Source organism: Saccharospirillum alexandrii (assembly GCF_043641555.1).
Lineage (GTDB): Bacteria > Pseudomonadota > Gammaproteobacteria > Pseudomonadales > Natronospirillaceae > Saccharospirillum > Saccharospirillum alexandrii_A.
The window spans coordinates 1,280,625-1,299,089 of sequence record NZ_JBHZRJ010000001.1; the positions used below are offsets into that span (position 1 = coordinate 1,280,625).

Sequence of the window (18,465 nt, forward strand, 5' to 3'; positions counted from 1 at the left end):
AATGATTGAACGACTCAGCCAGCGGCTGGGTTATCAGTTTAAAGACGGAGCGCTGTTGCAACAGGCGCTTACGCATCGCAGCTTCTCCCGAAAGAACAACGAGCGACTCGAATTTCTTGGTGATGCCATTCTCAACTGCACCATTGCCCAGCAGCTGTATAATCGCTTCCCAAAGGCAAGAGAAGGCCAGCTGTCACGGTTAAGGGCGCACCTGGTAAAAGGTGAAACGCTGGCGGAGCTGGGCCGCGAATTTGAACTCGGTGAATGTTTGCGGTTGGGCAGCGGCGAGTTGAAAAGCGGTGGCTTCCGGCGCGACAGTATTCTCGCCGACGCGATTGAAGCGATCATCGGTGCCATCAGTCTGGATCAATCACTGGATGCGGCACAGAGTGTCATCGTTCAGTGGTTCGAGCAACGGTTGCAGGAACTGAACCTGAGCGACAACATCAAGGATTCCAAAACCCGCTTGCAGGAGTTTTTGCAATCCCGAAAAGCCCCCTTGCCACAATACAGTGTGCGCGAAGTGAGCGGCGAGGCACACGATCAGACCTTTACCGTCGATTGTGAAGTGGAAGGGCTGGAGCAGCCTACCGTCGGTGCCGGTAACAGTCGTCGTATTGCGGAGCAGGAAGCCGCACGCGCGGCCCTCAAAGCGCTCGGAGAGCATGCCAAGTGAATGAACCCTATGAATTGAATACCCGCTGTGGCTTTGTGGCCATTGTGGGTCGCCCGAACGTTGGTAAATCCACGCTGATGAACCACGTTCTGGGCCAGAAAGTGTCCATTACTTCGCGTAAGCCTCAGACCACCCGTCACCGGGTCATGGGGATTCACAGTGAAGGCGATGTACAGATGATCTTCGTCGATACACCGGGGATGCACCGCGGCGAAGAGAAGGCGATCAACCGCTATATGAACCGGGCCGCCGATTCAGCTCTGGCTGATGTCGATGTGATCGTGCTGGTCGTCGACCGAACGGTCTGGACGGACGAAGATCAGTGGGTACTCGACAAGCTCAAGGCTAACAAGGCACCGGTCATTCTGGCGATCAACAAGGTGGATCACCTTGAAGACAAACAAAGCCTGTTGCCTCACATGCAACGACTGGCTGAGCAGTTCGATTTTGCCGAGGTCGTTCCTTTATCGGCGCTGAGAGGCAACAACCTCGAAACCTTGGTTGAGCAGATCGCGAAGCGTCTGCCCAAGAGCCTGTTCTATTTTCCCGAAGACCAGATCACCGACCGGACCGAGCGTTTTATGGCGGCCGAAATGATTCGGGAAAAGCTGATGCGTCAGCTCGGTGCCGAATTGCCTTATTCGATGGCGGTTGAAATCGAACAGTTCAAGTTTGAAGATCGGGTGCTGCACATTCACGGCCTGATTCTGGTGGAACGCCAGGGACAGAAGAAGATTGTTATTGGTGACAAAGGCAGTCGGATCAAGAAAGTGGGTCAGGATGCCCGTATGGACATGGAGCAACTGTTCGACGCCAAGGTGATGTTGAATCTCTGGGTTAAAGTGAAGGGTGGCTGGGCCGATGACGAACGCGCTTTGAAAAGCCTGGGCTACTTTAACGAACCATGACCGGCCGGCGTGCGCCAGCTCAGCCCGCCTACGTGCTGCATGCCCGTCCGTTTCGCGAATCTCACTGGTTACTGGAGCTACTAACCCCAAATCAGGGGCGGTTTACGGCGGTCGGCCGAGGCTCGCGTCCTGCTCTGTTTTGCCCCTGTCTGGTCCGAACCCACGGCACTGCTGAGCTGAAGCAGCTGAGCGATTGGCGCTATCAGGGTGCGGCACCTTTGCACCAGGGTGCTGCGCTGGTTCAGGGGTTGTACATCAACGAACTCTGTGTGCGTCTGGTGCCCCGGTTTCAGGTCGACGAGGCGTTTTTCGGTGTCTATGCCAGTACACTTCTGCTGCTGGCTGAGCCAACGCAACAGGCGCCTGCTTTGCGCTATTTCGAGCGGCGGCTGCTCGAAGCGACAGGGTTTGGGCTGGATTATCGCCAGACCATGGACACCGGTGACTGGATTGAGCCGGGGAGTTACTATCGTTTTGATCCGGCTCGGGGGTTTTGCCAGGGCAGCCGGGACGATAACTTGCCGGGCAGTCTGATTCAGGCCATTGCCGACAATAACTGGCAACCGGGCCCTGCCTTGTCAGTGGCCCGTGAGATCAATGCCAGCCGAATTCAGCATGTGCTCGAAGGCCGTTCCTGGCACAGTAAAAACTGGGTATGCTGAGCTTTGCAACGAGCGACTAAAGAGATTCAGGGTGTGAACATCGGGACCGACATCGTCAATATTCAGCGTATCGAGCAGGTGCTTGCCCAGCAGGGCGAGCGTTTTCTGCGACGCATACTGACCAGCGCCGAACAGGACGAGTACCATCGACGGGGTGCACCGGTGAAGTTCCTGGCCAATCGCTTTGCCGGAAAAGAGGCCATTGCCAAGGCATTGGGTACAGGCATAGCCCAGGGCGTTACGTTTCAGGGCATAGAGATACTGCCGGACGCGCTGGGCGCTCCCCAGGCTCAGTTGCACGGGGTGGCGCTGGTGAAGCAAAAGGCTTTGGGCGCAGCACGGGTTCATATCAGCCTGGCCGATGAACACGACTATGTGGTGGCTTTTGCGGTGATTGCCTGAGGGTGTCAGCTGGGCTGGCGCTTGCCCGATTTCTGCTGCATTTGATAGGCGTATACCTTCAACGCCTGATCCAGCACTTTTCCCCAGTCGTGATCGTTCGACCAGTGCTGCAATTCATTGATTTCTTCATTCAGTAAAAACAGCGCATCTTCCAGAATGGCATAGTGCCCCTGTTTGAGCAGCGATTCGGTGTACATGGCGGTCATCTGAATGCGTGGTACACCGCAATAGTGAGTGGCACCGTGCAGACGGTGAACGTCTTCCAGCAGGGATTTGTAATCGCCTTGCTGATAGAGCGCGTTCATGCGTCTCTGATCCTTTTCCAGGCTGTCCATAAGCATGGCGAACATATCGCGCGCCAGGCCCAGCTTGCCACTGGCTTTTTCCAGACCTGAGACAAAATCGACCACTGGCAATCCATGCAGCGTTTCCATATCGAGCGATGCAGGCGCTTCGGTGTCGGCAGTTGACGCGACGGACGGTGTATCTTCATAACTCAGGGCTGTGCCCGTCCATTTGAACAAGGTTCGATGCAGCTGGTCTTCATCAACCGGCTTGGTCAGGTAGTCGTCCATGCCGCTGTCGAGCATGCTTTGCCGCTCCTCGGCCAGGGCGTGCGCTGTCAGGGCGATGATTGGTACGCGAGCCTGGGCGGGTTCCATCTGGCGGATTCGGCGTGTGGCCTGTTTCCCGTCCATGCCCGGCATCTGAATGTCCATGAATATCAGGTCATACTGCGCACTCTGAACGGCTTTCACGGCGTCCTCGCCATTTCGCGCGCCGTCGACCTGAACCCCGATGCTCTCCAGCAGCGTGATGATCAGTTTCAGGTTGGCGGGGTTATCATCGACCGCCAATACCCGGACCGTGGAGCGCACCAGACCCAGCGCCAGCGACGAGTTCTCGTCGACTTGCCCGGCTTTCTCCGGACGCAACATAGTCACCAGCGTCTGGTAAAGCTGACTGTAGCGCACCGGTGTCGACAGGTAATGCTTGGCGCCCTGTTCCAGTAATTTGTAGCTGATGTCTTCATCGCGCGTTGTAGCCAGTACCAGCGTCGGACAATGCAGTTCCCGTTCAATGTGCAGGATTTGCCGGTAGAGGGAATCGTCGTTGCCAAAACCACTGACATCCACCAGTGCCATGTCAGGACGCACCGTATCCGGCTGTTTGAGGTGTTGGTGCAACTCATCGAGCTGGTTCATGATCAGGCATTCCATGCCCCATTGCTCCGCCTGGTGGCGCAGTGCCAGCTGCGACATTTCGCGCGGTTCTACAACGGCCAGCGTGAAACCGCTGAGATCGGTCAGTTTGGGCGGCTGCTGAATGGCCGGAGCCACTTCTGCCTTGATGTTGAACCAGAAGGTAGAACCCTCGTCCTTCTGGCTTTCCAGGCCAATATCACCGCCCATCTGCTCCACCAGCCGCTTGGAAATGACCAGGCCGAGGCCGGTACCGCCAAACTCACGGGCGGTTGATGAATCGGCTTGCGTGAAGGCATGAAACAGGGCTTTCTGCTCGGCTTTGGACAAGCCGATACCGGTGTCGGTGACGCTGATGCGGACCATCAGTTTATTGCCCTGCGCCTGCTCGATCATGGTACGCACCACAATGCTGCCTTTGGGCGTGAACTTGATGGCGTTGTTAACCAGGTTGGTCAACACCTGCTTGAGCCGCAGCGGGTCGGTGATCAGCTGTTCGGGCACATCGGAATAATAGAGGCTGACAACTTCGAGTTGCTTGGCCTGGGATGCCGGCGCCAGCATCACGAGTACATCCTCGATCGTCTCGCGCAGGTTCATGCTGCGGTTGTCGAGCATCAGCTTGCCCGCCTCGATCTTACAGAAATCGAGCACGTCATTGATGATGGTCAGCAACCCCTGTGAGGACGATAGTATGGTGGAGATGTAGTCTTCCTGCTTGCGCGTCAGGTTGGACTTGGCCAGCAGGCGGGCAAAGCCAATAATGCCATTGAGCGGTGTGCGAATTTCGTGGCTCATGTTGGCCAGAAACTCGGTTTTCACCTGGTTGGCCTGTTGCGCTTCGCGCCGGGCCATGTCCAGTTCGATGTTCTGGATTTCGATGGTTTCCAGGGTCTCGCGCAAATCTTCGGTGGCTTGTTCTACACTGTTCTGCATTTCCTCGTAGGCATCACGCAGGGTTTCTGCCATGGAGTTAATGCCCACTTCCAGATCATGCAGCTCGCCATTGGCTTTCAGATCGACCCGGGCATCCAGGTTGCCCTCGCGAATCGCGTCTACAGTGGCAATCATGTTGCGTACCGGGCGGCTGATTTCCCGGCTAAGCCACACGGCGAGGCCGGACACAGCGATCAGGCCCAGAGAAAGGATCATCAGGTTGATCAGCAAGGTCCGGTAGTGGGCAACCTGGGTGTTGGCGTAGTCGAACTCAATTTCCAGCCAGCCGGTCGGTGCCGAGGTGCTCATGCGCAATTGCAAGTCGGCTGGCGGGTACACGGGAATCAGGTAGCGCAATGTCGACTGGGTTCGGTAACGGGTCAGGCGATTGGTGTCCTGAATGGAATAGGGGTAAGCCGGGCCGCGCATGGTCGGGCCGGATTCCAGCCACTCGCTGCCAAAGGGGTCAAACAGGCGCACGGCGCGTGCATCGCGCTCGTTCAGGGCACGGCGTAGCAGGGCATGAACCAGCTCGGTACGGCCTTCCTGCAGTGGCAGCGACAAAGCATCAGCCAGCCGGTTAACCGCTGTTTCAGTCCGGTTATTGAAGGCGTTGGTTTGCTGGTCCATATCGTTTTTCGTAAACCAGGCGGTAAAGGCTATGCCAAAGACCAGTACCGGCGCCAGAGCGATAAAGAGGATACGGTTTTGAATACCCGTGGAAATCATGTGACTGCCTGTCTTTGTAGTAAAGGAACTGTAATCGGCCCATTGCAGGCGGTCAATTGAAACCCCCTGCCAGAGCGCGCCTGACGTGCAATTTACGGTGTCATAATAGCCGCGATATAGCGCTGACGTTGCTGGTTAAAAGCAGGCGCTATTACGCACCAGCGCCCGAACGCAGTATCATAGCCGCACTTTTTTGCTAGGAGGCAGGTAATGCCCTCATATCCGACGATTGAAGATTTTGTCGGCAACACGCCACTGGTTCGTCTGCAGCGCATGGCTGGCAAGACGACCAACACCATCCTGCTCAAACTGGAAGGCAATAACCCGGCGGGTTCGGTTAAGGACCGGCCGGCGATCAGCATGATCCAGCATGCCGAAGAGCGGGGTGACATCAAGCCCGGTGATACGCTGATTGAAGCCACCAGCGGAAACACCGGTATTGCCCTGGCCATGGCGGCTGCGATCAAGGGCTACAAGATGATTCTGATCATGCCGGCAAACCTCAGTGAAGAGCGTCGCGCCAGCATGCGCGCCTATGGGGCCGAGATCATCAGCGTCACCCAGGAGCAGGGCATGGAGTACGCGCGCGATCTGGCGTTGCAGATGCAGTCGGAAGGCAAGGGTCGGGTGCTCGATCAGTTTGCCAACCCGGATAACCCCCGTGCCCATTATGAAAGCACGGGGCCGGAGATCTGGCGCGATACTCAGGGCCAAGTGACCCATTTTGTCTCATCCATGGGCACAACCGGCACCATTATGGGCGTTTCCCGTTATCTCAAGGAGCAGAGCCCGGCTGTTCAAATCGTGGGGCTGCAACCCGATGAAGGGTCCCAGATTCCCGGTATTCGTCGTTGGCCAGAGGCCTACCTGCCCAAGATATATGAGGCCAGCCGGGTAGACCAGGTGTTGGATATTAATCAGCACGAGGCAGAAGTGGCCATGCGTCGCCTGGCGGCCGAAGAAGGCATTTTTGCCGGTGTGTCGTCCGGTGGCTCAGTAGCCGGTGCCCTGCGCCTCAGTGCACAGCTTGAGAATGCCGTCATCGTAGCCATTATCTGTGACCGGGGTGACCGGTATCTTTCGACCGGCGTTTTTTCTGGCAAAGATTGAACTGGCCCGAAACTGGCTACGGCGAAGGGGCGCCGGCAAAAGGTCCTTGCGCCAGAAGAGTTCAATGGCTAAGGTGCGCCCGGTTTCGGGGAGGTCCTCCGCGACAGGACGTCTGTGCATAGCCTGGCTATGTGACGATTTGAACAACACATGAGTAGCTGATGGTTAAGGTACGCGAAGATCAACCCGTGTTCAGTGACGGAACGGTGGACCTGGAGTCCTGGCTGGTCCGTGTCGAACAGCAAAACCCCTTGCTTGACCGGGAAGAACTGCTGCGGGCCTGTCGCATCGCCAGAGTGGCCGAAGAAGAAGCCGAAACCCCTAAGAACCATTGGGGAGAAGGCGAGTCGGCCTATCGTACGGGCCTGGAAATGGCCGAGATCCTGTCAGAACTGAATTTGGATCAGGATGCCATCATCGCCGCCATCCTGTATCGCACGGTGCGTGAAGAGGAGCTGCCGTTGGATACCGTGCGTGACCAATTTGGTCCGCAGGTAGCCATGTTGATCGAAGGCGTCTTGCGCATGGCTGCCATCCACACCAAGCATAAGTCGACGCGCCGTGCCGTGCTTGGACAGCATGAAACTCAGGGCGAAGCGGTGCGCAAGATGCTGGTCGCGATGATTGACGACGTTCGCGTTGCCCTGATCAAGCTCGCCGAGCGGACCTGTGCCATCCGGGCAGTGAAAAACGCGCCCGCCCAGCGTCGCTACAAGGTGGCGCGTGAAGTCTTCGATATTTATGCACCACTGGCGCATCGCCTGGGGGTCGGTCACCTGAAATGGGAGCTCGAAGACCTGTCTTTCCGGTACATCGAACCCCTGGATTACAAGAAAATCGCCAAGTTGCTCGATGAAAAGCGTCTGGACCGGCAGCGTTACATCGAGAATGTGCAGAACATTCTTCAGGAAGAGGTCGGAAAGGCTGCGATCAAGGCCGAAATTCAGGGCCGGGCCAAACATATCTATTCGATCTGGCGCAAAATGAAGCGCAAGAACATCAGCTTCAGCCAGGTGTACGACATCCGGGCGTTTCGCGTGCTGGTGCCGGATGTGCGCGATTGCTACACGGTACTGGGCATTGTGCACTCGCTGTGGCGCCACATACCCCGCGAATTTGATGATTACATCGCCTCGCCCAAGTCCAACGGTTATCGCTCTCTGCACACTGCCGTCATTGGGCCGGAAGGCAAGGTGGTGGAAGTTCAGATTCGTACCCATGAGATGCACGACGATGCCGAACTGGGTATCTGCGCGCACTGGGTCTACAAGGGCACCGATGCCAAGGGCAAGGCGCATTCGCGCGGCTACGAAGAGAAGGTCAACTGGTTGCGCCAGGTTCTGGAATGGCACGACGAGCTCGGCGATATCCAGGAGATGGTGGAAGAGTGGGGCGCCGATGTCGCCACCGACCGCATCTATGTACTGACCCCCGAGGGCCATGTTATAGACCTGGTTAAGGGCGCCACACCCATCGATTTCGCCTACAAGATCCACACTGACGTCGGCAACCGTTGCCGGGGTGCCAAGGTGAATGGTCGCATTGTACCGCTGACGCATCGACTCAAGATCGGCGATCAGGTGTCGGTATTGACGGGCCGCGACCCGGCGCCGAGCCGCGACTGGCTGAACCCGGACCTCGGCTATGTGCACAGTTCGCGTGCCCGGGCGAAGATCCGGCACTGGTTTAAGTCGCTGGATCGCACTGAAAACCTGCGCGAAGGCAAGGCGATGCTGATGCGCGAATTGCAGCGCTTCAACCTGCCCAAGCTGGATATGGACGAGTTGGCCAGAAGAGTCAACTTTCAGATGGCCGATGACATGTACGCAGCGCTTGGCGCCGGTGATTTGCGCCTGATGCAGGTGGTTCATTCGGCCGAAGCCATGGTTAACCCGCAGCGTCCGGATGAAATCCAGCTGTCGACAGCCAGTGAGCTGAAACCCAGTGGCGACCTGGTCATTCACGGCGTCGGCAACATGATGACGCAAATTGCGAACTGCTGTAAGCCGGTACCCGGCGACCCGGTGGTGGGTTTCATCACCCTGGGCCGGGGCGTCTCGATCCACCGGCAGGATTGCGTGAATCTGCTGCAAATGAAAGACCGGGAACCCGAGCGCATTATTGAAGTGAGCTGGGGTGGGGAGACTCGTCGAACCTATCCGGTCGAGCTGAATATTTTGGCCTATGACCGAACCGGTCTGTTGCGCGACATCATGATGATCATGGCCAACAGCAATATTAACGTGACGTCGGTTAATACCCTGTCAAACAAGGATGAAAGCCAGGCTGACATGAGGCTGACAGTGGAAATTGAAGACATCGATTCATTGGGCAAGGTGATGGCCCAGCTGTCGAAAATCGCCAACGTAGCGGATGTACGGCGGGTAATGCCGCGTGTTAAGCATTAGTGGCCAGCGGGAACTCACGGGAGCTCAAGTTTCGGAGTTCGGGGGCGCCTGAATGGCATTGGTTCGCACCGGATACCGGGTATGCCTCTGTGGGGTCGGCGTAAATCCATCCATGGCGGTACGTCTGGTCCGGCACACCGGTCTCGGGCCTAGGCCGCAGGATATGAATCCCATCCCTGGGATTCACCCTTTGGGCTCGCTTCGCTCATGCTATAACGCTCCTGGCGTTATAGTCCATGCTGCGGACTACCCCACAGAGGCATACCCGACACCCGGTGCTAGTCTCCTGAGCGAACTCCGAAACTTGAGTTTTTGACTCCCAGCACCAGCAATATGCACTGGCGAAAATAGAAGGCAATTAAGCTTGACTCAACGATACGATTATCACGATCTTAAAACGCTGATGCAGCGATTACGCACGCCGGGGACGGGGTGCCCGTGGGATCTGGAGCAGACCTACGAGTCGATTGTGCCCCATACGCTGGAAGAGGTGTATGAGGTTATCGACACCATTGAACGCGGCGATTATCAGCACCTGCGCGAGGAGCTGGGTGACCTGGTGTTTCAGGTTGTTTTTTATGCCCAGATCGCTTCCGAAGAACAGCGCTTTGATCTCGATGACGTGATTCACGATCTGGTTGCCAAACTGATCAGTCGCCATCCCCATGTCTTTCCTGCCGGCACGCTTGAAAGCCAGATTGACCCCAACCAACAAACCGATGCCGGTACAGTCAATGGTCAGTGGGATCAGATAAAAGACGTTGAGAAACAAAGCAGCGGCCGTGTTGTATCACTGCTGGACGATGTGCCCCGTTCATTGCCTGGCTTGCTGCGAGCCCGCAAGTTGCAGAAGCGAGCTGCTCGGGTTGGGTTCGACTGGCCTGATGTTAGTGGCGTGTTTGATAAGGTTGATGAAGAACTGGCTGAGTTGCGTGAAGCGGCTGCTTCGGGTGATGCGGACCACACTGAAGAAGAGCTCGGCGATCTGTTGTTTGTGATCGCCAATTTGTCCCGCCATCTGGATGTTGACCCGGAACAGGCGTTGCGCAAAGCCGCCCGTAAATTCGAAGCCCGGTTCAGTCAGGTGGAAGAGCAGGTTCAGGCTACTGGAGGCGACTGGTCTGCGCACAGTCTCGATAGCCTCGATGATTTCTGGAATCAGGCTAAGGCAAAAGAACCCCGCTGACGGGGTTCTTTTATAGCGTTTTTTAGGCCGTTTCCAGGGCTTTGGCGCCGGCTTTCAGCAGCGGCTTCAGGTATTTTCCGGTTGCTGATGCCTTGTTATTGGCGACTTCTTTTGGCGTGCCTTCGGCAATGATGTAACCACCCCGACCTCCGCCTTCCGGCCCCAGGTCGATGATCCAGTCGGCTGTTTTGATGACATCCAGGTTGTGTTCGATCACCACGACGGTGTTGCCATGGTCACGCAGCCGGTGAAGTACCGCCAGCAGTTGCTTGATGTCGTGAAAGTGCAGGCCGGTGGTCGGTTCATCCAGAATGTACAGTGTATTGCCGGTGTCGCGTTTCGACAGTTCCCGCGCCAGCTTAACCCGCTGGGCTTCACCGCCCGAGAGGGTAGTCGCGCTTTGCCCCAGTTTGACGTAGGTCAGGCCGACATCAATCAGCGTTTGCAGCTTGCGTGACAGGGCAGGAATGGCGTCGAAGAAAGCCCGACCCTCTTCGATGGTCATCTCCAGCACTTCGTGAATGTTCTTGCCCTTGTAGCGGACATCGAGCGTTTCCCGGTTATAGCGCTTGCCGGTACAGACATCGCAAGGCACGTAGATGTCGGCCAGGAAGTGCATCTCCACCTTGATCAGCCCATCGCCCTGGCAGGCTTCGCAGCGACCACCCTTGACGTTAAAGCTGAACCGGCCCGGCTGATAGCCGCGTGAGCGTGCTTCCTGGGTACCAGCAAACAACTCGCGGATGGCGGTAAAAATGCCGGTGTAAGTCGCGGGGTTTGAACGTGGGGTGCGGCCAATAGGGCTCTGGTCGATGTCGACCGCCTTGTCAAAATGTTCCAGGCCGCTGATGCTGTCGTGCGCTGCCGGTGTCAGAGTCGTGGCTTTGTTCAATACGGTAGCGGCGAGTGGGTGCAAAGTCTGGTTGATCAGTGTTGATTTGCCGGAACCGGAAACCCCGGTGACGCAGGTAAAGAGCCCCACTGGCAGGTTCAGGGTCACGTCATTGAGGTTGTTTCCGCGCGCGCCACTGATGGTCAATAGCTTCTTCGGATCCATCGGAGTCAGCTTTTTCGGCACCTCAATGCGCTGTTTGCCACTGAGGTACTGGCCGGTCAGGGATTCCGGGTTGGACATGATGTCGGCTGGTGTGCCCGAGGCGACGATGTGCCCGCCGTGAATGCCGGCGCCGGGGCCGATGTCGAGTACAAAATCGGCGGCGCGAATGGCGTCTTCATCGTGCTCGACCACCAGCACGGTGTTGCCCATATCGCGCAGGTTGGTCAGGGTTTCCAGCAGGCGATCGTTGTCGCGCTGGTGCAGGCCGATGGAGGGTTCATCCAGAATGTACATCACGCCAACCAGGCCGGCGCCGATCTGGCTGGCCAGGCGAATACGCTGGGTTTCACCGCCAGAGAGCGTATCGGCACTGCGGTCGAGGGTCAGATAATCGAGCCCGACATTGACCAGAAAGGTCATGCGCTGAACAATCTCGCGCAGAATTTTATCGGCGATCTGGGCGCGTGATCCGGTCAGTGTCAGTTCTTTGAAGTAGGTGAGGGAGTCACCAATGGCCATGTGGGTCACTTCGGGCAGGTTAATGCCCTTGACGAACACGTGGCGCGCACTTTGTTTCAGACGGCTGCCATGACAGCCCGGGCAGTCTTGCTCGGTGAGGAATTTGGACAGTTCCTCACGCACCATCTGACTGTCGGTTTCCCGGTAGCGGCGCTCCATGTTGGGCATCACGCCTTCAAAGGCGTGGTTGCGCGAGTAAGTGGCGCCGCGACTGTTAACGTATGAAAATTCGATCTCGGTTTTGCCGGTGCCGTCCAGCACATAGCGCTGGAAGCGTTTGGGCAGGTCTTTGAATGGCTGGTCGATATCGACGCCGTAATGCTCGCCCAGTGACTGCAATTGACTGAAATAGTAGACCGAGCGCCGGTCCCAACCCGGAATTGCCCCTTCGGCCAGCGACAGGGCGGCATCGCGCACCACCTTGCCACCGTCGAAATACTGCTTCATGCCCAGACCATCGCACTGCTCACAGGCACCGGCCGGGTTGTTGAACGAGAACATGCGCGGTTCAAGTTCGGTGATCGAGTAGCCGCAGACCGGGCAGGCAAACCGGTTGGAAAACAACATGTCCGGCCCGTCGCCATCCATGTAGACCATTTTCACGATGCCACCGGAGAGGGTCAGGCAGGTCTCGAAGGACTCGGCCAGGCGTAGTTTCAGGTCGTCCCGCACTTTAAAGCGGTCGACCACGGCTTCGATGCTGTGTTTGCGCTTTTTATCGAGCTCTGGCACTTCATCGAGATCCATGACGGTGCCATCGACCCGAACCCGTACAAACCCCTGAGACCGCAACTCGTTGAATACGTGCAGGTGTTCGCCCTTGCGATCATCGATGATCGGGGCCAGCATCATTAGCTTGCTGCCTTCGGGTAACGCCAGCACCTGGTCGACCATCTGGCTGATGGTCTGGGCTTCCAGAGCTTCATCGTGGTCTGGGCAGCGCGGTTCGCCGACCCGCGCATACAGCAGGCGCAGGTAGTCGTAAATTTCGGTGGTGGTGCCCACGGTTGAGCGCGGGTTGTGGCTGGTGGTCTTCTGCTCAATGGAAATAGCCGGAGACAAGCCTTCGATGTGATCGACATCGGGCTTTTCCATCATTGACAGGAATTGGCGGGCATAGGTCGACAACGATTCGACGTAGCGGCGCTGGCCTTCGGCATAAAGAGTATCGAAAGCCAGGGACGATTTGCCCGACCCGGACAGGCCGGTAATAACGACGAGTTTATCGCGTGGGATGTCCACATCGATGTTTTTCAGGTTATGGGTGCGAGCCCCCTGGACGGAAATCTTGTCCATGCCTTCCTCTTTTTCCGGCTGATGCAATGATGGTTGCGGCTGCAAGCCTGAGCAGATACGCAAGCGATCCAGTTTACTGTATAAACGTACAGAACCCAAGTTCGATGGAGGCTGTTTTGGATACTGTGGCTATAACTCGCGCTGGGCATCGGGTACAGACCTGATGGGACGCTGCAAGTACCTCCCTGTAAGCTCGGCGAGCCCCATCTATGGGGCTCGACGCCCATCAGTTCTGCACCCGATACCCAGCGCTGGTCAACCGTGGTTACCTAGCCTGAGTACTTAAGACCCCCTGAAAAATGCTGTATGTGGCAAGCATAACGGGAACCAATTCTGGTACCATGCGCGACTTTGGATCGACACTCGTTAACAGACTTAATTGAATAGCCTGGGCACTGAACCTGGGACATTACGGACATTGCCACTTTATGGCTTTTAACAGTTTGGAAAAAAAGGCGCTGACCGGCCTGGCGCTGCTGTATGCCTCGCGCATGCTCGGGTTGTTTATGGTGCTACCTATACTGACCCTGTATGGCCAGTCCCTGACGGGTGCCACGACGGTGCTTTTGGGTATTGCTCTGGGGATCTACGGCATTACCCAGGCGGTGTTGCAGATTCCGCTGGGGATGTTGTCGGATCGGTTCGGTCGTAAGCCGGTGATTGCCGCCGGGTTACTGATTTTTATCATCGGGTCGGTAATCGCTGCACTGTCGGAGCATGTGTTGGGTGTGGTTATCGGCCGTGCTCTGCAGGGGGCTGGGGCCATCGCCAGCGTTATTCTGGCGTTGCTGGCTGACTATACCCGCCCGGAAGAGCGTACCAAGGCGATGGCCATCGTGGGCGCCATTATTGGTGGCTCCTTTGTGTTGGCGGTGATTATCGGCCCGGTCATCGCCAGTGCCTTTGGCTTGTCCGGTGTGTTCTGGGCAACGTCGCTGATGGCGTTGGCGGGCCTGGTGATTGTGTACTGGCTGCCGACCCCGCCGCCGGCGAAAGTGCATGAAGAACGCCGCTGGCAGGGCAGTCAGTTGGGGCGGGTAGTCCGTGACCGGCAATTGGTGCCATTGAATATCGGTGTGTTTGTACTGCACCTGACCATGACTATGATGTTTGTCGGGTTGCCGGTCGTGCTGGTGCAACAGGGTATCCTGGGCGATCAGCTTGGCTGGGTCTATGCACCGGTGATGGTATTGTCTTTTCTGGGGATGGTGCCAATGATCGCCCTGGCCGAGCGCCGCAAGGCACACCGGGCGTTTCTGATCCTTGCCGGAGCCTTTATCACCCTGGCGATGGCGGGTCTGGGGCTGAGTTCAGTGGCCTGGCTGAGTATCGGACTGGTCTGGTTGTTTTTCGTGGGTTTTAACTTTGTAGAGGCCAGTCTGCCGTCGCTGATTAGCCGTCGCGCACCCGAGTATGCGCGGGGCACCGCCATGGGCGTGTTTTCAACGGGCCAGTTTCTGGGCGCAGCGCTCGGCGGGCTCTGTGGAGGCTGGGCCTATCAGCAGTGGGGAATGGTTGGTATTGGCATGATCGGCATCGCAGCGATGCTGGTGTGGATGGTGTTACTATGGGCGCTTGACCGGAGTGTGGCTGGTCCATCGGCCGGTGCGGCCAGCCGCCAAGCCAGTGGCGAGAACCCGGATTTGTCGCTGCACTGATCAGTAGGCTCCTGGTATACAGCCCTTGATTTATCGCTGGAGCGGTTCAAAGATAACAACGACTGATGCAGGGAACATTGGCAGGTTTTGAGAAAGGCTTCCTGCCTTTGTCAAAACACGGAAAGCAAAAAGAGTGATTTTCGCTTTCCTCCCGAAATCAATGACGTGGCTGTCATGGATTTCGCCGGAACATCCTTGTTCCGGGTGCAGGTGCACGGGTGTCCGCCCTGAAACGACTTTTTACAGAATAGGATGCAACTTTATGGCACGCGGAACAGTTAACAAAGTCATTATCCTGGGGCGCCTTGGGCAGGACCCGGACGTGCGGGCGACTGCCTCGGGCACTCAGGTTGTCAACCTGAATGTGGCCACGAATGAACTGGGCCCGCGCGACGAGCAGGGAAACCGGTCCGATAGCACCGAATGGCACCGTATTGTGATTTTTGGGCGAATGGCTGAAAACGCGGCGACCTATCTGCGCAAGGGCTCACAGGTCTACATTGAAGGCCGGCTGCAAACCCGTAAATGGCAGGATCAAAACGGTGTGGAGAAATACAGCACCGAGATCGTCGCCAACGAAATGCAGTTTATAGGCGGGCGCGGTGACAATCCGGGTGCCTCGCAGGGCGGCGGTTTCGCAAGCCAGGGTGGCCAGAACACCGGTTATCAGGGCAATGCGCCACAGAACGCCGGGGGCTTTGGCGGCGGCCAGCCGCAGGGCGGTTTTGGCGGCAAGCCATCTCCGGCACCGAGCCAGCCTGCTCCGCAGACCGGGCATCAGCCAGCCAATAATTTCGACGATTTCGACGATGACATCCCGTTTTAAGGCTGTTGCCGGGTGAAATTACTGGTTACTGATGCTGAAGGGCAGTTGGGGCGGGCGCTGGGCCGGTTGGTGTCGGCCAGGAGTATCGAGGCTGTTCTGATTCCCGATGCAGAGCTGAATTTGAATGACCGGGAAGCCTTGACGGCGCTGCTAAGGCAGCACCGGCCAGACTATGTCATCAATGCCTATGTTCATAATGATCTGGAACCTGAGGTCTGTGTGGATTCGTGCTGGCCGCACCAGATTGATACCGGGGTAGCCGTATTGGCTGCTGCCTGCCAGGACGCCGGTATTGCGCTGCTTCAAGTATCGAGCGAACAGGTGTTTGACGGTAACAAAACCACCGCCTACTCCGAACAGGATGTGGTGCAGCCGGTTACCGCTGCCGGCCGCGCCTTTTCACAGGCGGAGCTGGCCGTGCGCGAGCAGTGCGAGCACCATCTGATTCTGCGATCTTCCTGGGTGTTTGGCGCCGACCGGCCCAATTTTCTGACCCACATCATACGGCAAGCCCAGGAGCAGGATGTGATTCGCGTCCTGGACACCCAGCGCGGGTGTCCGACGGCGGCGGCTGACCTGGCGCGGGTGGTTATCGCCATGCTGGAGCAGGTTGACTGCGACGTGGATCCCCCCCTGTGGGGGACCTACCATTATGCCGGGAGCGATGTGACCCACTGGCATATTTTTGCCGAAGCCATCGTCAAGGCGACCAAGTCCTGTATTGATGTCGAGGTAGAGTCGGTCGAGGCCACCTACCCGCCCGGTCAGGATGAGCGCCAGCGCCCGCAGAACCTTGAGCTGAGTACACGCAAGATACTCGCTACCTTCGGTATCAAGCAATTGCCCTGGCGTCGTGGTGTTCAGGATGCACTGAAGTTCTGTTTCGAGCCACCGCCCGAGTCGTCTGGCGCCGGGGGCGATTCGTGAGGTGGTTGCGGCGCCTTGCCGTGGGAGTGGTTACCGTTGTACTGGTTCTGATTCTGATGGCTTGGTGGATTACGGTTCCCGGTGACAGCGCGCCCCGTACTATCATTCCTTTTTCCGATTTGAGCAAATACCGGCAGTGGCTGGATGACTACCATCCCGCGCGCCTGGAGCCGGGTCAGGCGATAGCACTTACGGTGCAGCAGGATGACGTCCAGAAGCTGGCCATTTTGCTGGCCTCGACTCAGCCCGCCTTAACCCATACTCAGTTCCGGGCAAGCATTACGCCAGACATCCTGACCCTGGAAGCCTGGTACCCAACCCGATGGCTGGACCGCTTTTTACCGCTGCGACTGACCTGGTCGCCTGGCAGGCCTTTCGAATTGCACCGTTTATGGATCAGCGGGGTCGTCGTTCCGAAGTGGGTCGTGCGCCGGATCAACGCACGCCTGGCTGACCTGCCTGCAGTGCGCGATGCCGAACAGCTGTGGCAAACCCTAAGCCCGGTCGTGGATATGGGCGATGGTAGCCTGACGTTTTCAACCGAATGGACCGATCCGGAGCTTACTGGCTGGCTCAATGATTTCGCGCCATTCTGGTCGGGAGCGGGGCAGCGCGAGCGCCTGGTCGAGGAAGTCGAGTGGGTGCGCGATTTCTTTGTCGCCGATGGCCGTCAGCGGATTCCGCTGCGGGACGTACTGATCGCCCTGGCCCAGCGCCCCAACCTCGACTTTAATCAGGATGGCAGTGCCGTTTTTGGTGCCCTGTCTTATGCAACGCTCGGCTCGGTATCGGGCATGAGACCGGGTGTGGATCTGCCCCGGCTCTCTGGCCAGCGACTGACCTTACACGGTCGCTATGATCTGGCGCGGCACTACACCCTGGCCATGTGGCTGGGCACTCAGATGAACCCCGATGCAGCGCTGGAACTGGCCACCTACAAGGAATGGTCGGATGCGGAAACACGCAGCTCCGGTTTCAGTGCCGAAGACATGGTTGCCAACGTGGCCGGGCTGGAGATGCTGGGATATTTACGCCGCATTGATGCGCAAGATCGTAAAGATTTTCGGCCCGCGACCGATGACCGTTTAATGCCGGCGCGAGAATTCTGGGAGCCCTGGCTGTCTAATGGCGCGGCACTGAACGAGCGACAATTGCGCGAGCTGATTGAGTCAACGCGTGAACAATTGCCGTTCAATGAACCGTGATTGGTGCAAACTGAGCTGGTGCGGGGTGTCTGCAAGCCCCGGCTGCTGCTCTTATGGAAGGAAGTCTGGCCATGGCCAGTGTTGATTATCCGTCATTGAGGCTGCCGGTTGGCCTTGGCATGAAACTGGAAATCGCCGGTGACGAGAAGCGGTACAATTGTCAGCTGATAGGCCACATTCAGGGCCGGTCGGTGCTGGTTACCACGCCACTGGTGGGTGATGGCCGACCATTGCTGGTGCGCAAGGAACAGCCCGTTATTCTGCGCTTCTTTGCCAACAAAAACGCCTGTGCGTTCCGTACTCAGGTACAGCATCTGTGTTCCATACCAACGGCCTATCTGCACCTGGCCTGGCCAAACCGGGTTGAGGCGGGTGAGATTCGCAAGGCGGAAAGGGTGTTGGCCAATGTGCAGGTGTCTATCGTTAACCAGAGCCAGCCGGGGCAGGAGCGGGCGTTCGGTGCCATCGTAGACCTGTCGACAACAGGTGCCCGCCTGGAAACCCTGCAACCGTGCGGTGAAACCGGCGACACCCTATTGCTGACTGGCAAGGTGACGGTGGGGCATGTTACCCGGGTCATCACCATTGAAAGCCGGATTCGGGCCGAACTCGACAAGTTCGAACTGAGCAACAGCATGGCTGCTTATGGCATCGAATTTAACTTTGTGTCTGACATGGATTTTCTGGCGTTGCAGGCCTTTGTGAATGCCCAGATCGCCCGGGGAGCGGAGCGCTAGCCGCACCACACCGACGGACTC

General features: G+C 57.5%; 14 protein-coding genes. 12 read left to right on the top strand and 2 right to left on the bottom strand.

All coding sequences use genetic code 11. From position 1 onward, the window contains the following. Window position 1 precedes the first annotated feature (1 nt). The 4 genes from rnc to acpS are packed head-to-tail and all read left to right on the top strand — an operon-like array spanning window position 2 to window position 2,648. The gene (gene rnc, locus ACHUE7_RS05600) at window positions 2-676 is read left to right on the top strand and encodes a ribonuclease III (protein ID WP_394169094.1); all 675 of its coding nucleotides are present in this window, start codon (window positions 2-4) and stop codon (window positions 674-676) included. After that, entirely contained in the window at window positions 673-1,584 is a 912-nt protein-coding gene (era, locus tag ACHUE7_RS05605) for a GTPase Era (protein WP_213679254.1), read from the top strand. The genes rnc and era overlap by 4 nt, the downstream gene beginning before the upstream one ends. Beyond that, window positions 1,581-2,246, top strand: a complete 666-nt coding sequence (gene recO / locus ACHUE7_RS05610) for a DNA repair protein RecO (protein WP_394169095.1) — start codon at window positions 1,581-1,583, stop codon at window positions 2,244-2,246. Before era ends, recO begins: the two co-directional genes overlap by 4 nt. 33 nt (window positions 2,247-2,279) lie before the next feature. Continuing rightward, window positions 2,280-2,648 (top strand): holo-ACP synthase, encoded by a 369-nt coding sequence (acpS, locus tag ACHUE7_RS05615; protein WP_394169096.1) that lies wholly within the window; start codon window positions 2,280-2,282, stop codon window positions 2,646-2,648. Window positions 2,649-2,653: 5 nt separating this feature from the next. On the opposite strand, the gene ACHUE7_RS05620 is transcribed toward acpS, so the two are convergent. Further along, window positions 2,654-5,515, bottom strand: coding sequence for a response regulator (locus ACHUE7_RS05620; RefSeq protein WP_394169097.1), 2,862 nt, complete (start codon window positions 5,513-5,515; stop codon window positions 2,654-2,656). Between the two features lie 210 nt (window positions 5,516-5,725). Here ACHUE7_RS05620 and cysM point away from each other — a divergent pair, with 210 nt between their 5' ends. The 3 genes from cysM (at window position 5,726) to mazG (ending at window position 10,219) form a co-directional block, all read left to right on the top strand. Further along, window positions 5,726-6,625 carry a cysteine synthase CysM gene (cysM, locus tag ACHUE7_RS05625; protein ID WP_348477244.1) on the top strand — a complete coding sequence of 300 codons (900 nt, stop codon included), beginning with the start codon at window positions 5,726-5,728 and terminating at the stop codon, window positions 6,623-6,625. A 161-nt stretch (window positions 6,626-6,786) separates the two neighbouring features. Then, window positions 6,787-9,033: a GTP diphosphokinase gene (gene relA / locus ACHUE7_RS05630; RefSeq protein WP_127556332.1), complete on the top strand. Its 2,247-nt coding sequence runs from the start codon at window positions 6,787-6,789 to the stop codon at window positions 9,031-9,033. A gap of 364 nt (window positions 9,034-9,397) precedes the next feature. Continuing rightward, complete coding sequence (mazG, locus tag ACHUE7_RS05635; RefSeq protein ID WP_394169098.1) at window positions 9,398-10,219, top strand: nucleoside triphosphate pyrophosphohydrolase; 822 nt, start codon at window positions 9,398-9,400, stop codon at window positions 10,217-10,219. A gap of 22 nt (window positions 10,220-10,241) precedes the next feature. Here the strand turns inward: mazG and uvrA are convergent, their stop codons facing one another. Then, the gene (uvrA, locus tag ACHUE7_RS05640; RefSeq protein ID WP_394169099.1) at window positions 10,242-13,091 is read right to left on the bottom strand and encodes an excinuclease ABC subunit UvrA; all 2,850 of its coding nucleotides are present in this window, start codon (window positions 13,089-13,091) and stop codon (window positions 10,242-10,244) included. 428 nt (window positions 13,092-13,519) lie between these two features. Here uvrA and ACHUE7_RS05645 point away from each other — a divergent pair, with 428 nt between their 5' ends. The 5 genes from ACHUE7_RS05645 (at window position 13,520) to ACHUE7_RS05665 (ending at window position 18,444) form a co-directional block, all read left to right on the top strand. Continuing rightward, window positions 13,520-14,749, top strand: a complete 1,230-nt coding sequence (locus tag ACHUE7_RS05645; protein WP_394169100.1) for an MFS transporter — start codon at window positions 13,520-13,522, stop codon at window positions 14,747-14,749. 262 nt (window positions 14,750-15,011) lie between these two features. Continuing rightward, window positions 15,012-15,575: a single-stranded DNA-binding protein gene (locus ACHUE7_RS05650; RefSeq protein WP_394169101.1), complete on the top strand. Its 564-nt coding sequence runs from the start codon at window positions 15,012-15,014 to the stop codon at window positions 15,573-15,575. 12 nt (window positions 15,576-15,587) lie between these two features. Then, on the top strand, window positions 15,588-16,502 hold the full coding sequence (locus ACHUE7_RS05655) for an SDR family oxidoreductase (protein ID WP_394169102.1): 915 nt from the start codon (window positions 15,588-15,590) through the stop codon (window positions 16,500-16,502). Beyond that, window positions 16,499-17,707, top strand: a complete 1,209-nt coding sequence (locus ACHUE7_RS05660; RefSeq protein WP_394169103.1) for a hypothetical protein — start codon at window positions 16,499-16,501, stop codon at window positions 17,705-17,707. Before ACHUE7_RS05655 ends, ACHUE7_RS05660 begins: the two co-directional genes overlap by 4 nt. A 71-nt stretch (window positions 17,708-17,778) precedes the next feature. Beyond that, a complete protein-coding gene (locus tag ACHUE7_RS05665; protein WP_348477255.1) occupies window positions 17,779-18,444 on the top strand; it encodes a flagellar brake protein in 666 nt (221 codons plus the stop codon). Window positions 18,445-18,465 lie beyond the last annotated feature (21 nt).